General features: G+C 69.6%; 9 protein-coding genes. All 9 read right to left on the bottom strand.

Features of this window, described 5'->3' with window-relative positions; all coding sequences use genetic code 11:
- Positions 1-4: 4 nt before the first annotated feature.
- Positions 5-1,951: a cellulase family glycosylhydrolase gene (locus STRVI_RS19675; protein WP_014057431.1), complete on the bottom strand. Its 1,947-nt coding sequence runs from the start codon at positions 1,949-1,951 to the stop codon at positions 5-7.
- A 94-nt stretch (positions 1,952-2,045) separates the two neighbouring features.
- Positions 2,046-3,500: an FG-GAP-like repeat-containing protein gene (locus tag STRVI_RS19670; protein ID WP_014057430.1), complete on the bottom strand. Its 1,455-nt coding sequence runs from the start codon at positions 3,498-3,500 to the stop codon at positions 2,046-2,048.
- Between the two features lie 96 nt (positions 3,501-3,596).
- The gene (locus tag STRVI_RS19665; protein ID WP_014057429.1) at positions 3,597-4,676 is read right to left on the bottom strand and encodes a CobW family GTP-binding protein; all 1,080 of its coding nucleotides are present in this window, start codon (positions 4,674-4,676) and stop codon (positions 3,597-3,599) included.
- 104 nt (positions 4,677-4,780) lie between these two features.
- Positions 4,781-5,788 (bottom strand): aldo/keto reductase, encoded by a 1,008-nt coding sequence (locus STRVI_RS19660; RefSeq protein WP_014057428.1) that lies wholly within the window; start codon positions 5,786-5,788, stop codon positions 4,781-4,783.
- 73 nt (positions 5,789-5,861) lie between these two features.
- Entirely contained in the window at positions 5,862-8,411 is a 2,550-nt protein-coding gene (locus STRVI_RS19655; protein ID WP_014057427.1) for a beta-L-arabinofuranosidase domain-containing protein, read from the bottom strand.
- Positions 8,412-8,527: 116 nt separating this feature from the next.
- The gene (locus STRVI_RS19650) at positions 8,528-9,970 is read right to left on the bottom strand and encodes an RICIN domain-containing protein (protein WP_014057426.1); all 1,443 of its coding nucleotides are present in this window, start codon (positions 9,968-9,970) and stop codon (positions 8,528-8,530) included.
- The gene (locus tag STRVI_RS55970) at positions 9,970-11,856 is read right to left on the bottom strand and encodes a family 43 glycosylhydrolase (protein ID WP_014057425.1); all 1,887 of its coding nucleotides are present in this window, start codon (positions 11,854-11,856) and stop codon (positions 9,970-9,972) included. Before STRVI_RS55970 ends, STRVI_RS19650 begins: the two co-directional genes overlap by 1 nt.
- Entirely contained in the window at positions 11,853-13,736 is a 1,884-nt protein-coding gene (locus STRVI_RS46370; RefSeq protein ID WP_014057424.1) for a family 43 glycosylhydrolase, read from the bottom strand. The genes STRVI_RS55970 and STRVI_RS46370 overlap by 4 nt, the downstream gene beginning before the upstream one ends.
- A gap of 173 nt (positions 13,737-13,909) precedes the next feature.
- Complete coding sequence (locus STRVI_RS19635; protein ID WP_014057423.1) at positions 13,910-14,941, bottom strand: hypothetical protein; 1,032 nt, start codon at positions 14,939-14,941, stop codon at positions 13,910-13,912.
- Positions 14,942-15,069 lie beyond the last annotated feature (128 nt).

Here is a 15,069-nt window from a genome sequence, read left to right as displayed (position 1 = left end):
GGGCTCAGAAGCCTGCCTCCGCCGCCCACGCCGTCAGTTCGCGCTGGGCGGCGGCGCGCAGCTCCGCCGAGGGGGCGGCGGTGCCGTCGGCGATCAGCGCGTAGTGCACGGTGCCGGTGCCCGCGTCGGCCGGGGCGGAGAGCACCAGCCGGCGCGCGTCGGTGCCGCCGGGCTCCGCGGCGGCGGCGATGGGGTGGTCGGCGGTGTGGCCGTGTGCGGTGTACGCGGGCGGCCCGGTGACGGTGCCCAGATCGGAGACGACGGTGGTCCGGTCGGGGTCGAAGTCGCGGGGCAGCCGCAGTTCGGTGGGCGCTTCGGTGTCGCCGTCGGAGCGCCACACCAGCATGCCGTAGCGCCCGGAGCCGGTCAGCTTGGCCACGTTCGGCAGGCTGCCGGGGATGCGGTTCCAGCTCAGCGTGGTGGAGCCGTCGCGTGAGCGGTCCTCGAAGGTGAAGGCGAGGGTGCGGCCCGCGACGGCGCGCGGATAGAGCCGGTCGAGCAGCCGTGCGTCCTGGCGCAGCCCGGCGTTGCCGGAGTCGTCGAGGCGGACGGCCGAGAGGTCCTCGCCGTTCCAGGCGTCGCCCTCGGTGAGGACCTTGCCGGTGTTGCCGTTCATGGCCTCGTGGTGGCGGCTGCTGTAGATGTCCCACTGCCACTGGGTGGAGGAGAGCACGGCGCCGGAGGCGGCCGGCCGGGTCCACCAGGTGGCGCCGGGGAGCCGGGAGTCCAGTGCCTGGTACATGCCCTTGACGACGGTGGGGGCCTTGTCGGAGGTGAAGCCGGTCAGCGGGTGGCCGAACTCGCTCATGACGGCCGGAAGGTCCAGGGCGGTGGAGCGGTCGCGCAGGGCGCCGAAGTCGCCCGCGTACTGGCCGTCGGCCGCCTTGCCGGGCATGAAGATGCCGGAGATGGCCTTCTGGTCGTAGTAGTGGGTGTTGAAGACGTAGTCGGGGCCGGGCTTTCCGGCGTCGAGGAGGCCGCCCTCCTGGCGCTGGAAGTCCAGGTTGGAGTTCCAGAACATATTGGGCTCCACGAAGGCGGGCTTGTCCTGCCAGCCCGCGGCGTCCATGCGGGCGCGGAAATTCTCGTAGAAGGGCCACAGCACGCTCTTCTCCCAGGTGCGGCTGTTCTGGCCGTCGTCGTACGCGCCCGCGTACGGCTCGTTGAGCGGGTCGAAGCCGACGACGCGGGTGAACTGGTCGTCGGTGAGGTGCCGGGCGAGGTAGGCCATGGTCGTCTCGGCGGTGTCCAGGAAGGCGTCCTGGACGCGGACGGTGCCCGCGCCGGTGGTCAGGGCGCGGTTGTGCCAGAAGTCGCGGGTGGCGTTCATGACCGCCTGGTTCTGGGTGATGTTCTGGCCCCAGTGGACGCAGATGCCGCAGGACTCCCTGGGGTATCCGCCCGCGTCGATGACCCAGTTGGGCGCGCCGTCGCCGCTGTACCAGCTCTCCTTGTCGAAGAGAGCGCCGGAGTACAGGTCCTGGTGGAAGTCGGGGAAGACCCGGATTCCGGCGTCCAGGAACGCCTTCATCTGCGCGGTGGCCTTCTCCAGATAGCCGGTGTCCACCTGGCCGGGCTCGGGCTCGGCGTGTGCCCAGGACAGCAGGAAGCGCACCGCGTTGGCTCCGGTCAGGTTCCGCATGGCGGCGGCGGATGTCCTGGCGTCGGCGGTGGTGGCGAACGGGAGCCCGCCGTTCTCCTCCAGTTTGGTCTCGCCGGACACATTGAAGCCGCGCAGCACGACCTCGCGGCCGTGTCCGTCGGCGAACCGGGTGCCGTCCACGGTCACCTGGTCCGCCGCCCGGCCGTCGAACCAGGGCGCCTCGGCCGCGGCCGCCGGAGTGCCCGGGGCCGCGGCCGCCGCCAGCAACGCAACGGCCACCCCGAGCAACCGAGTGCGACCCGGTCGGGGGCGGCCGATCCGTATCCCTCGCGTCTCATGAGTCGGCATGGACCTACCGTCCAGTAGATCTGAGGGATCGTCAACTAGTCGCGCACGAAGCGAAGTTCAGCATCGTGGTGATGCGGCTACCGCCGGAATCCGGCTACTGCTGGAATCCCGCGCCCAGGGCCGCACCGGCCTCCGGCGCCCCGAGGGAGTCGGGCCCGAAGGACACGACGCCGCCCGTGGTGAGGCCGCCGGACTGGCCGCGCAGCACCCATGCCGCACCGCTGGTGGACTGGGCGCCGTCCTCGTCGGGGGCGCCCACCGCCAGGTCGTCCTCGCCGTCGCCGTCGGTGTCGGCGAGCCGCACCGCCATGCCGAAGTGGTCGCCCGCCTCCGCGGCACCGGGGACACCGGCGGTGTCCTGGGTGAACGCCTGGGCTCCGGTGCCGGACAGCCCGCCCCGGCCGCCGTAGAGCTGGACGACGCTGCCCGCTTCCTTCTGGCCGGCTTCCAGGGCCTCGTACGGGATGCCGACGGCGATGTCCGCGTAGCCGTCGCCGTTGACGTCGCCGGAGCTGAGCGAGTAGCCGAACTGGTCGCCGTCCTCGTTGACGCCGGGGACACCCGCGGTGTTCTGGTCGATGGTCGTGGTGCGGGTGGTGCTCGGCCCCGACGCGGTGCCGTAGAGGACCTTCAGGGTGCCGTGGTCGTACGGCAGGTCCTCGACGACGTTCCCCGGGACCGTGCGCAGCACCAGATCGCCGTGGCCGTCCTTGTCGACGTCGCCGATGGTCGCGGAGGCGGCGTCGGTGAGGTCCTTGACCTTCGGCGACAGGCCCTGGTCGTCCCCCTTGAAGAACAGGCTGGACTGGGACATCTCCTCGAAGGCGTGGGTGGAGACGAGGTCGTCCTTGCCGTCGCCGGTGATGTCGCCCGCGGTCAGACTGGTCGGCCCGTCGAACCTGCCGGTGTCGGAGAAGGAGCTGCCCGCGTCCTTGCCGTCGCGGGTGAACGGGCCGAGACGGACGCGCAGGCCGGTCTTCTCCTCCTCCGAGCCCTCGTCGACGGTGACCACATCGACCAGGTCGGCCTTGCCGTCGCCGTTGAAGTCACCGCCCACGATGTCGCTGGAGCCCCAGTGGTCGCCGTTGCCGGCGGGCAGCCGGGTGCCATCGGTCAGACCGTTCGCCGAACCCCACAGGACCGTGATGGCCGGGGAGTCACCGGCCTGGACCGCCAGATCGGTGTAGCCGTCGCCGTCCAGGTCGCGGGCGACCGTATGGGCCCCGAAGTACGCCGACGCGGTGGGATCGCCGGGGACGCCCTCGGTGGCCTGGCTGATGACCTGGCGGTGGGCGGTGTCCGCACCGGAGGCGGAGCCGTAGACCACGGCGACGTAGCCCGCCTTGGCCTTGCCGTCCACCGTTCCGGCGGGGGCGGAGACGGCGAGGTCGGCGCGTCCGTCCTTGTTGAAGTCGGCCTTGGGGGCGTCGGCCGCGGCGGTGCGGGCCTCGGCGGCGCCCGCCGAGGGCAGGGCGAGTAAAGCGGGGGTGGTCACAAGTGCCGCCACTGTCGCGCAGCGCACGACGGTGGTGAGGGAACGGGAGCGCACAGATCCTCCTGCTCGTTGATGAGCGTTTACCTCATGTACACCCACCAGGACCCGTGACGCCGCCTCAGGGTTGCACCGCCGTTTCCAGGGATTTCCCTAGTCCGCCTCGTCCACATAGCGGAGCACGCCCATCATGTGCGAGTCATCGACCTCTTCCGCGGGTGCCGCCACGCACTCGGTCAGCCGCTTGGTGAGGGTGTCGGCATCGATGCCGGTGCCGATCATCACGAGCTGGGTGGTGCGGGGCTCACCGCGCTCCCAGGGCGACGGCTGGAAGCGGAGATACGAGCCGACCGCGTGCAGCGCGAACTTCCGCTCCCGGCCCGCGCCCGCGAAGTGGAGAAACCCCTTGGCCCGGTAGAGGCCCGCCGGGAGGCTGTCGAGGAAGGCCATCAGCCGGCGCGGGTGGAGCGGCTCGGCCGCGCTGAATTCCATGCTCTCGTAGGCGGCGTGGAGGTGGTGGCTGTGGTCGTCGCCGTCACCGCACACGTCCTCGCCGCACTCGTCGTCGGCAGGCACGTCGTCGCCCCACACATCGGCGAACGAGAGCTGCCGGAAGCCTTCCTCGGAGGTCTCGCGGGGCCGGCGGTCGAAGAGGAGCGCGGGGTCGACGCGCCCATGTGCGGCGGCCAGGACCGGCGCACCGGGGGCGATCTCCTGGAGGGTCTCCACAAGATCCCGCCGCTCGTCCTCGGCGACGCGGTCGGTCTTGTTGAGCACGATGAGGTCCGCGGCGCGGACATGGCGGTCCAGCTCGGGGTGGCGGACGCGGGTGTCCGGGAACTCCGCGGCGTCCACGACCTCCACCAGCCCGCCGTAGACGATCCGCTCATTGGTGCTGGACAGCAGCGTACGGATCATGCTCTGTGGCTCGGCGAGGCCGCTGGCCTCGATCACCACGACATCGATGCGCAGCTCCGGATCGGTGAGCCGCTCGAGCATCTCGTCCATCTCGGAGGCGTCCGCCGCGCAGCACAGACAGCCGTTCTCGATCGGGATCATCGAATCGACCTGTCCGGCGACGGCCATGGCGTCGATGTTGATGGATCCGAAGTCATTGACGATGACGCCGATGCGGGTGTCGGCGCTGTCCCGCATCAGATGGTTGAGCATCGTCGTTTTCCCGGAGCCCAGAAAACCCGTGACGAGAATGACCGGAATCCGTTGTGTGGCCAAGGTTGCGTCTCCGTGCGGCGGTTCGTGGCGGTCTCGGGTGACCGCTCATGCTATCCGTCCGCGGGCCGGGCCGATCCCCGGCCCGCGGACGTCAGCGAACCCCGTCAGGGAATCTCGATGCCCGCCTCGGCCGAGAGGCGGTCGATCTCGGCCAGCTCGGCGTCGCTGAAGGCGGGCGAGTCCAGCACCGAGACGTTCTGCTCCAACTGGGCGACGCTGCTCGCGCCGATCAGCACCGAGACCACCCGGGGGTCGCGCAGCACCCACGCGAGCGCAAGCTGGGCGAGGGTCTGGCCGCGCCCCTCCGCGAGCTTGTTGAGGGCGTGCAGCAGGGACAGCCGCTCCTCGGTGAGCGTCTCGCGCTTGAGGAAGTGGCCGAGCGCCATCCGCGAATCGGCCGGCACCCCGTACAGATACCGGTCGGTGAGCTGTCCCTGCGCCAGCGGCGAGAAGGCGATGACCCCGACGCCCGCCTCGGCGGACGCCTGCAGCACCCCGCCCTCGACCCCGCGCTGGAGGATCGAGTACGGATGCTGGTTGATCAGGTACGGGGTGCGCAGGTCCTTCAGGATCGCGGCGGCCTCGGCGATCGCCTCCGGCGGGTAGTTGGACAGGCCCGCGTAGAGCGCCTTGCCCTGGCGCACCGCGCTGTCGAGGGCGCCCATCGTCTCCTCGAGCGGGGTGTCCGGGTCGAAGCGGTGGGAGTAGAAGACATCGACGTAGTCCAGCCCCATCCGGGACAGCGACTGGTCGAGGCTGGCCAGGACGTACTTGCGCGAGCCCCACTCGCCGTACGGCCCCGGCCACATGAGGTATCCGGCCTTGCTGGCGATGAAGAGCTCATCGCGATAGGGGCGGAAGTCCTGGGCGAAGATCGAGCCGAAGTTGGTCTCGGCGCTGCCGGGCGGCGGACCGTAGTTGTTGGCCAGATCGATATGGGTGACACCGAGGTCGAAGGCGCGGCGCAGCACAGCGCGCTGGGTCTCCAGGGGGTGGGTGTCGCCGAAGTTGTGCCACAGTCCGAGCGAGACCTTCGGGAGCAGCACACCACTGCGTCCGCAGCGCTGGTACTGCATGGAGTCGTAGCGGTTCTCGGCGGCGAGGTGGACCATGCGCGTCGTCCTTGTCCGTACGGTGCGGTTGGGAGCGGGCAGGCCGTGGGGACGGCCCGCCCGCCTGAGCTTGTCAGCTTCTGGCCAAAGTGGCGACCTCATTACCGCTGAGCGTTCTGCCGTATACGCGGAAGTCGTCGAACGCGGCCTTGAGATACGGGTCCGGGTACTGCGACTTGCCGAGGTAGCCGGCGCGGAGGTGGTTGCCGAAGTGGACGGGTTCGACGGTGATGGCGGTATTGCGTCCCACCTCGCCCCCGCCGACGTAGAGGACGGCGGTGCCGGTGCCGTAGGCGACGGCGACGTGGACCCACTGGCCGGTGGGCAGCGGGGCGGCCTCGATGCGCTGCTCGGCTCCGCCGCCGCCCGCGGTGATGGCGAAGCGCAGCTTCCCGGAGTCGGCGACGGGGGTGAGGAACATATTGGCGGTCACCCCGGTGCCGATGTCGAAGATCCGGGTCCAGGCGGCGGGGGTGCCGTCCAGCCGGACCCAGGTGGCCAGGGTGTACGCCCGGGCGCCGGCCAGGAGGTCGTCGGCGAGGACGACGTGGCCGTCCGTGCCGTTCAGGGCGACCGCGCCGCCGGTCCTGCCCGCCGTCCAGGAGGCGCCACCGGTGAGCCGGGCGGTCTTGCCGCGCCCGGTGGCGTCGGCGGCGGTGGTGCCGGAGGTCTCGTCGAAGCGGTGCCAGGCGGCGAAGGCGGGCGGCGGGGTGGGCGGCTGCCCCGTCAGCCAGTACACGTTGTAGTGCTGGTGGTGGACGCGGGCGACCGGCAGCAGGGGCACGCTCTCGCCACTGGCCGTGGCGCTGAACCGCATGGGGCTGGTGGCGCTCCGGGCCACGGATCCCTTGTCCAGGCGTGGCATGGTCATTCCGGTGCGGCCGCCGTACGCCCCGGCGAGCACGACGGGCCCGTAGAGCACAGCCTGGACATCGGGGTCGTCGGGGGTGGGATCGAACGTCAGCTTCATCGGCAGGGTCACCTCGACCCGGTCGCCGGTCCTCCACTGGCGGTCGATGATCAGCCAACTGCCGGGTTCCGGCCGGTCGGCGAGGGTGGTGCCGTTGAGCGTGGCGCGGGCTCCCGCCGCCCAGGAGGGGATGCGGACGCGCAGTTCGAGGGAGGCGCCGCCGGAGGCGACGGTGAGGGTGGTGGTCTGCTGGTCGGGGAAGCCGGTGGTCTGGCGCCAGGTGATGCCCTTGTCCTGCCAGCGCAGTTCGGAGGGGATGAAGAGGTTCACCAGCAGGCTGCGGTCGGCGTAGGTGTAGATGGTGTCGGCGAACTTGGCCTGGGTCTCCATGCCGCTGCCGTGGTCGCAGGAGAAGTTGTCGTAGTCGGTGGAGTACTGGTTGGGGTCGGTGCCCATGAAGGACGGCTGCTGTTTGAAGGAGCCGGGGGCGAGACCGGTGTAGTAGATGTTGAAACCGTGGGCCGAGTCCGGGTCCTGCTCCCCCAGCATCTGGTTGAGCAGGGTGCGCTCGTAGTAGTCGAGCAGATCCGTGCGCTCCGGCGCGTGGAAGTGGATCAGCCGGGTGAGCTTGAGCATGTTGTAGCTGTTGCAGTTCTCACAAGCGTTGTCGGAGAGCTGGGCGGCGATGGCGTCGGGCTCGTGGAACGCCTCCCCGTTGCTGTTCCCGCCGATGACATAGGTGTGGTGATCGGTGACGATCTTCCAGAAGTTCTCGCCGATGGTGCGGTAGCGGCTGTCGAGCCCCTCCTCCCACAGCCGCATGGCGCCGACCATCTTGGGGATCTGGGTGTTGGCGTGCAATCCGGCGAGCCGGTCCTCGTTCCGGGCGAGCGGGTCGAAGACGCGGGCGTGGGTGAAGCGCTCGGCGACCTTCAGCCAGCGGCTGTCGCCGGTGATCTCGTGCAGATCGGCGAGGACGTCGTTCATGCCGCCGAACTCGGTCTGCAGCACCCGCTGCATCTGGTCGTAGCTCAGTTTCCCGGTGCGGGTGTCGACCCAGGCGGCCTGGCGCAGCACGGTCTGAAGGGCCTCGGCGTTGCCCGCGAGCCGGTACTGGTCGACGAGCCCGGCCATGATCTTGTGAATGGTGTAGTACGGGGCCCACACTCCGGTGCCGGCCTCCAGCCGGTCGAAGAAGCTCTCGGGGAACGCCGAGAGATAGCCCTGGCCGTAGCCGGCGGCCGGGGACCTGGCCTGGCAGGCGGCGAGCGCCGAAACCAGTGCGCGGCCCTTGTCGCGCGGCGCGGTGTCGCCGGTGGCCGCGTAGGTGAGGGCCAGTCCGGACAGGAGGTGGCCGGTGCTGTGGCCGCGCAGTTCCGTGGTGGGGCTCTCCCAGCCGCCGCAGGGCTGGGCGGCGCTGGACAGGCCGACGTTGAGGCGGAAGGTGTGCAGCAGCCGGTCGATGTCCACGAAGCGCAGATAGGCGGTGTTGCGGGACTGGTTGTCCTTGAAGGCGCCGGGGAGCAGGGTCACGGCGGTGAGCGGAAAGGGCTGGACGCCGGTCAGCGCTTTGGGCTTGCCGTGGGTCGCGGCCGGGGTGGCGCTCGGGGACGCCGCCACGGCGGTGGCCCCGGCTGCGACGGTGAGCGCCACGGTCGCGGCTCCCGTGGCGGTGGTGGTGATGAAGTGCCGTCTGTCGACTGGTTCGCTCATGACTGCCCTCACTGAGGTTCGAAATTACGAACAATGTCCGACATCATGTGCACCGTGAAGGTACCGGCCCTCCTGGGGAAGTCAACAGCCCCCAGACACCGGCGGTGCGGGTGCGGTCAGCCGCGCTGCCACTGCTGGTTGGCGCCGCCGGTGCAGCTCCACTGGAGGAGTGCGGCCTTGTCCGCCGTGGACTCGTCGGCGACGTCCAGGCACTTGCCGCTGGAGCGGGCGGTGAACCGGACGTAGCCGTCACCGGTGTCGGTGGCCCGCCACTGCTGGTTGGTCCCCGCGCCACAGGCCGACTGGACCACGGCGGCGCCGTCGGCGGTGGAGCCACCGGCCACCGTCAGGCACTGGGAGCTGTGCCGGGCGACCAACTGGACCTGGCCGCCACCCGCGTCCTTGGCCCAGAAGAGCTGATTGCCACCGCCGTTGCAGGTGTACTGCACGACCGCGGTGCCATCGGTCTGCGAGGCGGAGGTGATGTCGGCGCATTTGCCGCTGTGCCGGGCCTTGAGCGTGGTGTACGGACCGCCGGAGCCACCCGCCGTGCCCGCCGCCGTGTCGATGGTGAGCTGCGGATACCAGTCCATGGTCAGGGTGGTGGCGGTGGGGAAGGCCAGCGGCAGCCAGACGTAGCGCGAGTCGTTGACCGTGCCGCCGAAGGAGTTCCCCCAGCGGTCGCCCAGATAGAGGTAGGAGGTGGCACGGCTGCCCTGCACGGGCAGGACGTACGCGGTCTGCGAGCCGTAGGCGGTGGCATCGCCGACGTCGCGCAGTCCGCTCCAGGGGCCCGCCAGGCTGGTGGCGGTGGCGTACTGCTGCTGGTTGGGGTTCCAGCCGGTGGCGCCGGAGGTCAGCATGAAGTACACGTTCCCGCGCTTGAAGAGCGCCGGTGCCTCGCGGTGGCCGCCGGGCCAGGGGTTGGCCACCAGGCTCGCCACACCGGTGTAGTCGTCGGTCAGCCGGTAGATGTGCAGGTCGTAGTTGTCCCGGGCGGCCGAGACCATGTAGCCGGTGCCGTCGCCGTCCTGGAAGAGGGTGATGTCACGGGACATGTGCTCGTCCAGCGGGCGGAAGCTGCCCCGCCAGGTGTAGTCGCCGTCGATGGTGGCGGAGGTGGCGACGGCCGCGCGCGCCTGGCTGTAGTCGCTGCCGTTCTCCTTGTGCATCCACATCACGTACCGCTTGGTCCGCTCGTTGTAGAGCACCTTGGGCCGCTCGATGTTGGCGGATGCCAGCTCGGGGTCGGTGGCCTGGGTGAGGACATGGCCGCGGAACTCCCAGGTCTTCAGGTCCGTGGAGCGGTAGGCGGAGACATAGCGGAAGGTGTTGTCGGCGTTGCGGTTCTCACCGAACCAGTAGTAGTAGGCGCCGGACTTGATGACTCCCCCGCCGTGGGCGTGCACCGCCTCGCCCGCGGTGGTGGTGAACTGGGTGCCGTTGGCGACGGTGACGGGGGCGGCCTGCGCCGCGCCGGCCCCCGCCAGCGGGGCCAGCAGCCCGAGGACGGCGGCCACGACCAGGGTCCACAGACGGGTCCACGGACGCCCGCGCATCACACGGTCTCCTTGAGGACGGTGAAGTGGCGGGCGAATCCGGTGAGCCCGGGCAGCTCCCGGATCGGGGTCCAGGTCCGGAAGCCGTCGAGGCTGTCGCTGTAGTAGTACTTCTGCTCGGTGTAGCCGTCGAAGTAGATCCGCCAGCCGCCGTTGTCCAGGCGCGCCAGCGCCGGTCCCTCGCGCCGGCTTCCCCAGCCCGCCCAGTCGCCGGTGCCGCGGAAGGTGTACGGCCCGCCGAGGCTGTTCGCGGTCGCGTGCTCGATATATTTGGTCGTCTCCTGCTTGGTGAAGGCGTGGTACTGCCCGGCGTGACGGACGACAAAGGTGTCGATGTAGTTGGACGTGTCCAGGCCCCGCAGTGGTGTGGGTGTGGTCCATGACGACAGCGACGCGTCGGTGGCGGTGAGCAGATGCGGCCGGAAGATGGAAGCGGGTGTGGAGGCGGTGTCCAGCGAGACGATGATATTGACGCCGCCGCCGTCGTCCACGAAGAACTCCGGCGCCCAGGTGCGCTCGAGCCCGGACACCGGCAGGGTGTGATCGCGGACGAAGGTCCAGGTGAGGCGGTCGCGGCTGCGCGCGAAACCGATGGTGTTCCCCGTCCAGTTCGTTGTGTAGACGATGTAGTAGTAGCCGTCGGTGTGCTTGATGACGCTGGGGTCGCGGATGAGCCCGGACGGCGGGGTGTAGGCAGGGCCCTTGAGCAGCGTGTACGTGGTCGCGTCGGACGACTGGTAGACGTACATGTTCGACTCGCTGCTGTTGGTGAACGCCGTCATGGTGTAGCGGGTGGCGGCCGTGGTGTCGCGCGCGGGCGCGTCGGCCACGGGCACACCGAAGTCCGGGGTGCCGTCGGCCTTCCAGCCGAGGGCCTGGACGCGGGTGTGCCGATTGGGGTCGTTCAGCGGGTCGCCGGTGATGTCCTTGTACTGGCGGGCGTGGTAGACGAGGAGGTCGGTGTGGCCGTCCTCGGCGACGGTGAAGGAGTTGTGGCCGGGCCCGTACTGCTTGGTGGTGTCATTGCTGGTGAAGACCGGCTGCGGGCTCTTCTTCCAGGACGCGGCGGCGAGCAGGTCGCTGCCGGTGGAGGCGGTGAGCAGCCCCATGCAGTAGTTGGCGTCGGTGGCGCTGGCGGAGTAGGTGAGGAAGACCCGGCCGTTCCGCTGCAGGACCGAGGGGCCCTCGTTGACCTTGAAGCCACGGGTCTCCCAGTCGTACGTCGGCCGGGAGATCTCCACCTGGGGCCCGGTGATGGTCCACGGGTTCGCCATCCGGGCGAGGTAGATGCTCGAGTTGTTGCCGACGTCCGGGTTGCTCTGCGCCCAGAGGAGATAGCGGGTGCCCTGGTGGGTGAAGGTGGAGGCGTCCAGGGAGAAGGAGTCGATGGGCGTGACGATGCGGCCCTTCTCGGCCCAGGTGCCGGCGAGGGGGTTGGCGCCGGCGTTCTCCAGCACCCACATCCGGATCTTCCAGACGTCGTGTCCCGGCGCCGAGGCGAAGTAGATGTACCACTTGCCGTCGATGAAGTGGATTTCCGGGGCCCATATGTGGGCGCCCATGTCGCCGCTGGTGTGCTTCTTCCAGATCACCGACTCGGCGGCGGTGGCCAGGCCGCCGACGGTCCTGGAGCGCCGCAGGACGATGCGGTCGTACTCGGGGACGGTGGCCGTGAAGTAGTAGTAGCCGTCAGTGTGCTTGAGGATGTGCGGATCGGCGCGGCGGCGCACCAGCGGATTGGCGTACGAGGCGGCCCTGGCGGCAGCCCGCGGCACGGTGGGGGTGGCTGCCTGTGCGATCCCGGGTGTTCCGGCCACCGCCCCCAGGGCGAGGGCGCCCATGACCACGTGCCTGCGGCTGGGCTGGTGTTCTGCGCTGCGGCTCATGCGGTTCTCTCCTGCTCTGGCTGGTGATGCGCCTGGGGGCGGACGGGCGTGATGCCGGCCTGCGTCGGGCGGATCCGCTGGATGGTGCCGTCGGGGTTGAACCGCATCCGGTCGATGGCGACTTCGCGATGGGTGCCGTCGCCGCCGGGGCGGGCGAAGCGGTGGTAGACGATGTACCACTCGTCGCGGCCCGGGACCTGGACGACGGAGTTGTGGCCGGTGCCGAGGATCTGATCGCCGGTGTCCTTGGCCAGGACCGGGTTGCCCGCCGCCTTGGTGAAGGGGCCGAGCGGTGAGTCGGAGACTCCGTAGGACACGCGGTAGTCGGGGCTGCGGGTGTCGTCCTCCGACCACATCGCGTAGTAGCGGCCCGCGCGCTTGAAGACGGTCGGCGCCTCGTTGTAGCCGGGCGGGGTGATCTTCACCGGCTGGGTGGCGAAGGAGACCATGTCCTCGTTCAGCCTGGCCGCCTCGAAGGCGCCCTGCCCGAAGTAGAGGTAGGGGGTGCCGTCGTCGTCGATGAAGGCGTCAGGGTCGATCGACTGGTGGCCGAACTGCCCCTTGGCGACGAGCGGTTTGCCGAGCGCATCGGTGAACGGTCCCCCAGGGCTCGCGGACTTGGCGACACCGATGGACTGGCAGGCGCTGAAGTACATCCAGTAGGTGTCGCCCTTCCTGACCACCGAGGGGGCCCAGGCGTTCTCGTGGCACCAGGAGACATCGGCGAGGTCGAGGGCGGGGCCGTGGTCGGTCCAGTGGACGAGGTCGGGTGAGGAGAAGCCGTTGAAGCGGGTGCCGCTCCAGCCGGGATGGCCGTCCTCGGTGGGATAGATCCAGTACCGGCCCTCGGCGTACATCACATCGGGGTCGGCGTGGTAGCCGGGCAGGGCGGGGTTGGCGTCACCGGGCCGCACGGTGGCGGTCTCCCGGATGACGGTGCCGTGGCGCACGACGCCCGACAGGCCGGGCAGCTCCTGCTTGGGCGTCCAGTGCTCCAGATCCGTGCTGTCGCTGTAGTAGTACTTCTTGACGGTGTAGCCGTCCATGAACATGCGATAGCCGCCGCCGGGGCGGGCGACGATGGTCTGGCCCTCCAGCAGGCTGCCCCATCCCGCCCAGTCGCCCTTGCCGGTGAAGCGGTACGGACCGGTGATGCGGTCGGCGACGGCGTGCTCGATGAGTTCGCCCGTGGCGTTCTTGGTGAACGCGTGGTAGGTGGCGCCCTTGCGGACCACGAAGGTGTCGATATAGCCGTTGTAGTCGCTCTCGCTCGGGGAGATGCCCTCGAGCGGCTGAGGCTCGCTCCACCGGGTGAGCGTGTCGTCGAGCGCGGTGAGGACGTAGGGCTGGAAGTGCCGGTAGGCGGTGGGCCCGGTGGACAGCGAGACGACGATACGGACCTTGCCGTCGGGCGCGTCGGTGAAGAACTCCGGTGCCCAGGTGTTGTTGGCGGCCACGCCGTGGTCGATGTCGGCGAGATGGGTCCAGGTGCGGCGGTCGTCGCTGACGGCGAGGCCGAAGGTGGTGCCGGTCCATCCGGTGGTGTAGGCGACGTAGTAGCGGCCGCCGCGGTGGATGACGCTGGGGTCGCGGACGAGACCGGAGGGCGGGGTGTACGCCTTGTCCTGGACCGACCAGAAATCGCGCGCGTCGTCGGACCCGTAGACGTACATATTGCTCTCGCTGCTGTTCGTGAAGGCGGTGAACAGATAGCGCGAGACCGTGGTGGACTGCCGCACGGCGGGTCCGCTCCCCTCGCTCCGGTCGTGCTCCGCGGCGTGCACACGGCTCGCGGTGAGAGGGACCACGAGAGCGAGGGCGGCCAGCAGCGCGAGCAGCGCTGCCGGCGCTCTCCAGGGTCGGGTGGCATGCGGGGGCATCAGAGGGCTCCTGCGATCCGAAGTGATCGAATTTGTTCGGATATTAAGGGTTCTGATGACTTCCGACAGCCCCTGGAGAGGGTGCGAAAGTTTCGAAAACCGTGGAGCCCTGAAAGACGCGCGATGGGGTGGTGTGGTGAGGCGAGCGGATCAGCGATGCGGCGAGGGGCGGATCAGACGAAGGTCTGGCGCTGCAGCCAGAGGTCCCTGGCGGTTCCGCTGCCCTGGATGAAGACGTAGAGCAGATTCTCCTCGTTGAGGATGGGGACGCCGACGCCCGCGGAACCGATGACCCCGCCCAGGGACTGGAAGCCGCTGTACGTCGTCCCGTTCTCCGTGGTCTGCACGGCGACCCACAGGGCGTTGTCGGTGGCCTTGATGAACACATTGACCCGGCCGTCCTGGGCGAGGGCGCAGGTGGGCCGCCAGACGATCTGTGCGCCGAGGCTCACGGGGGCGCCGAACGTGGCGTAGTCGTCGCTCTGGCCGACGCGCCGGACACTCCCGTCGGAACCCCGGTAGAAGATCTGCACCCGGCCGGCCGCGTCGAGGCACACCGACGGGCGGCTGGTCACGTTGGAGGCGTCGAGGGTGAAGGGCCCCCAGACGGTGGAGTTCTCGGTCTGCTGCTGGATGGTGTAGAGGGTATCGCCCACGCCCTTGACCGCCACCACGATCCGCCCTCCGCCATCGAGGATGGGCGAAGGCGTGGCGAAGATGGCACCGCCCAGCGATGTGGCGGCGGTGTAGGTCTCGTACTGCAGATCCTGGTTGCGGAGGTACCACAGGGCGTCGTCGGTGCCGGGGAAGAACACATAGATGCGGCCGTCGGCGCCGAGCGCCGCGGCCGGGTCGTCCCCGATGCCGGTGGCCAGGATCTGGGGCGGTCCGTACCCGGAGTTGATGGAGGTCTGGGTGATGACCTCCAGATTGTTGCCCGGGGTGCGGTAGAAGACCCGGACCTTGCCGTCCTTCCCCCGGATCGGCGCGGGGATGCCGTCGACGGACAGGCCCGCGTACTGCTGCCACGGACCCCAACTGCCGTCGCGGGCCTCCACCCTGCTCCACAGGACGTTGGACCCGCCCCGGATGAAGACCTGCACCCGGTCGTCGGCGAACGCGACCGGGGCGGGCTCGGAGTGGATGCCGCCCTGCAGGTTGATCCAGGTGCCCCAGACGGTGCCGGGGGTGGTGGAAACGGTCATGAGAGGACCTCCCTCTTCTCGTGAAGCCACGAGACTGCGGATACACCGTCAATTCCCGGGTAAAGCATGGCGGATACCCGAAGAGAGGAAGATGTATGGATATGACCGATTGATTATTACGAGGGAGC

The organism is Streptomyces violaceusniger Tu 4113 (assembly GCF_000147815.2).
Taxonomy (GTDB): domain Bacteria; phylum Actinomycetota; class Actinomycetes; order Streptomycetales; family Streptomycetaceae; genus Streptomyces; species Streptomyces violaceusniger_A.
This window is presented reverse-complemented; position numbering and strand designations above follow the sequence as displayed.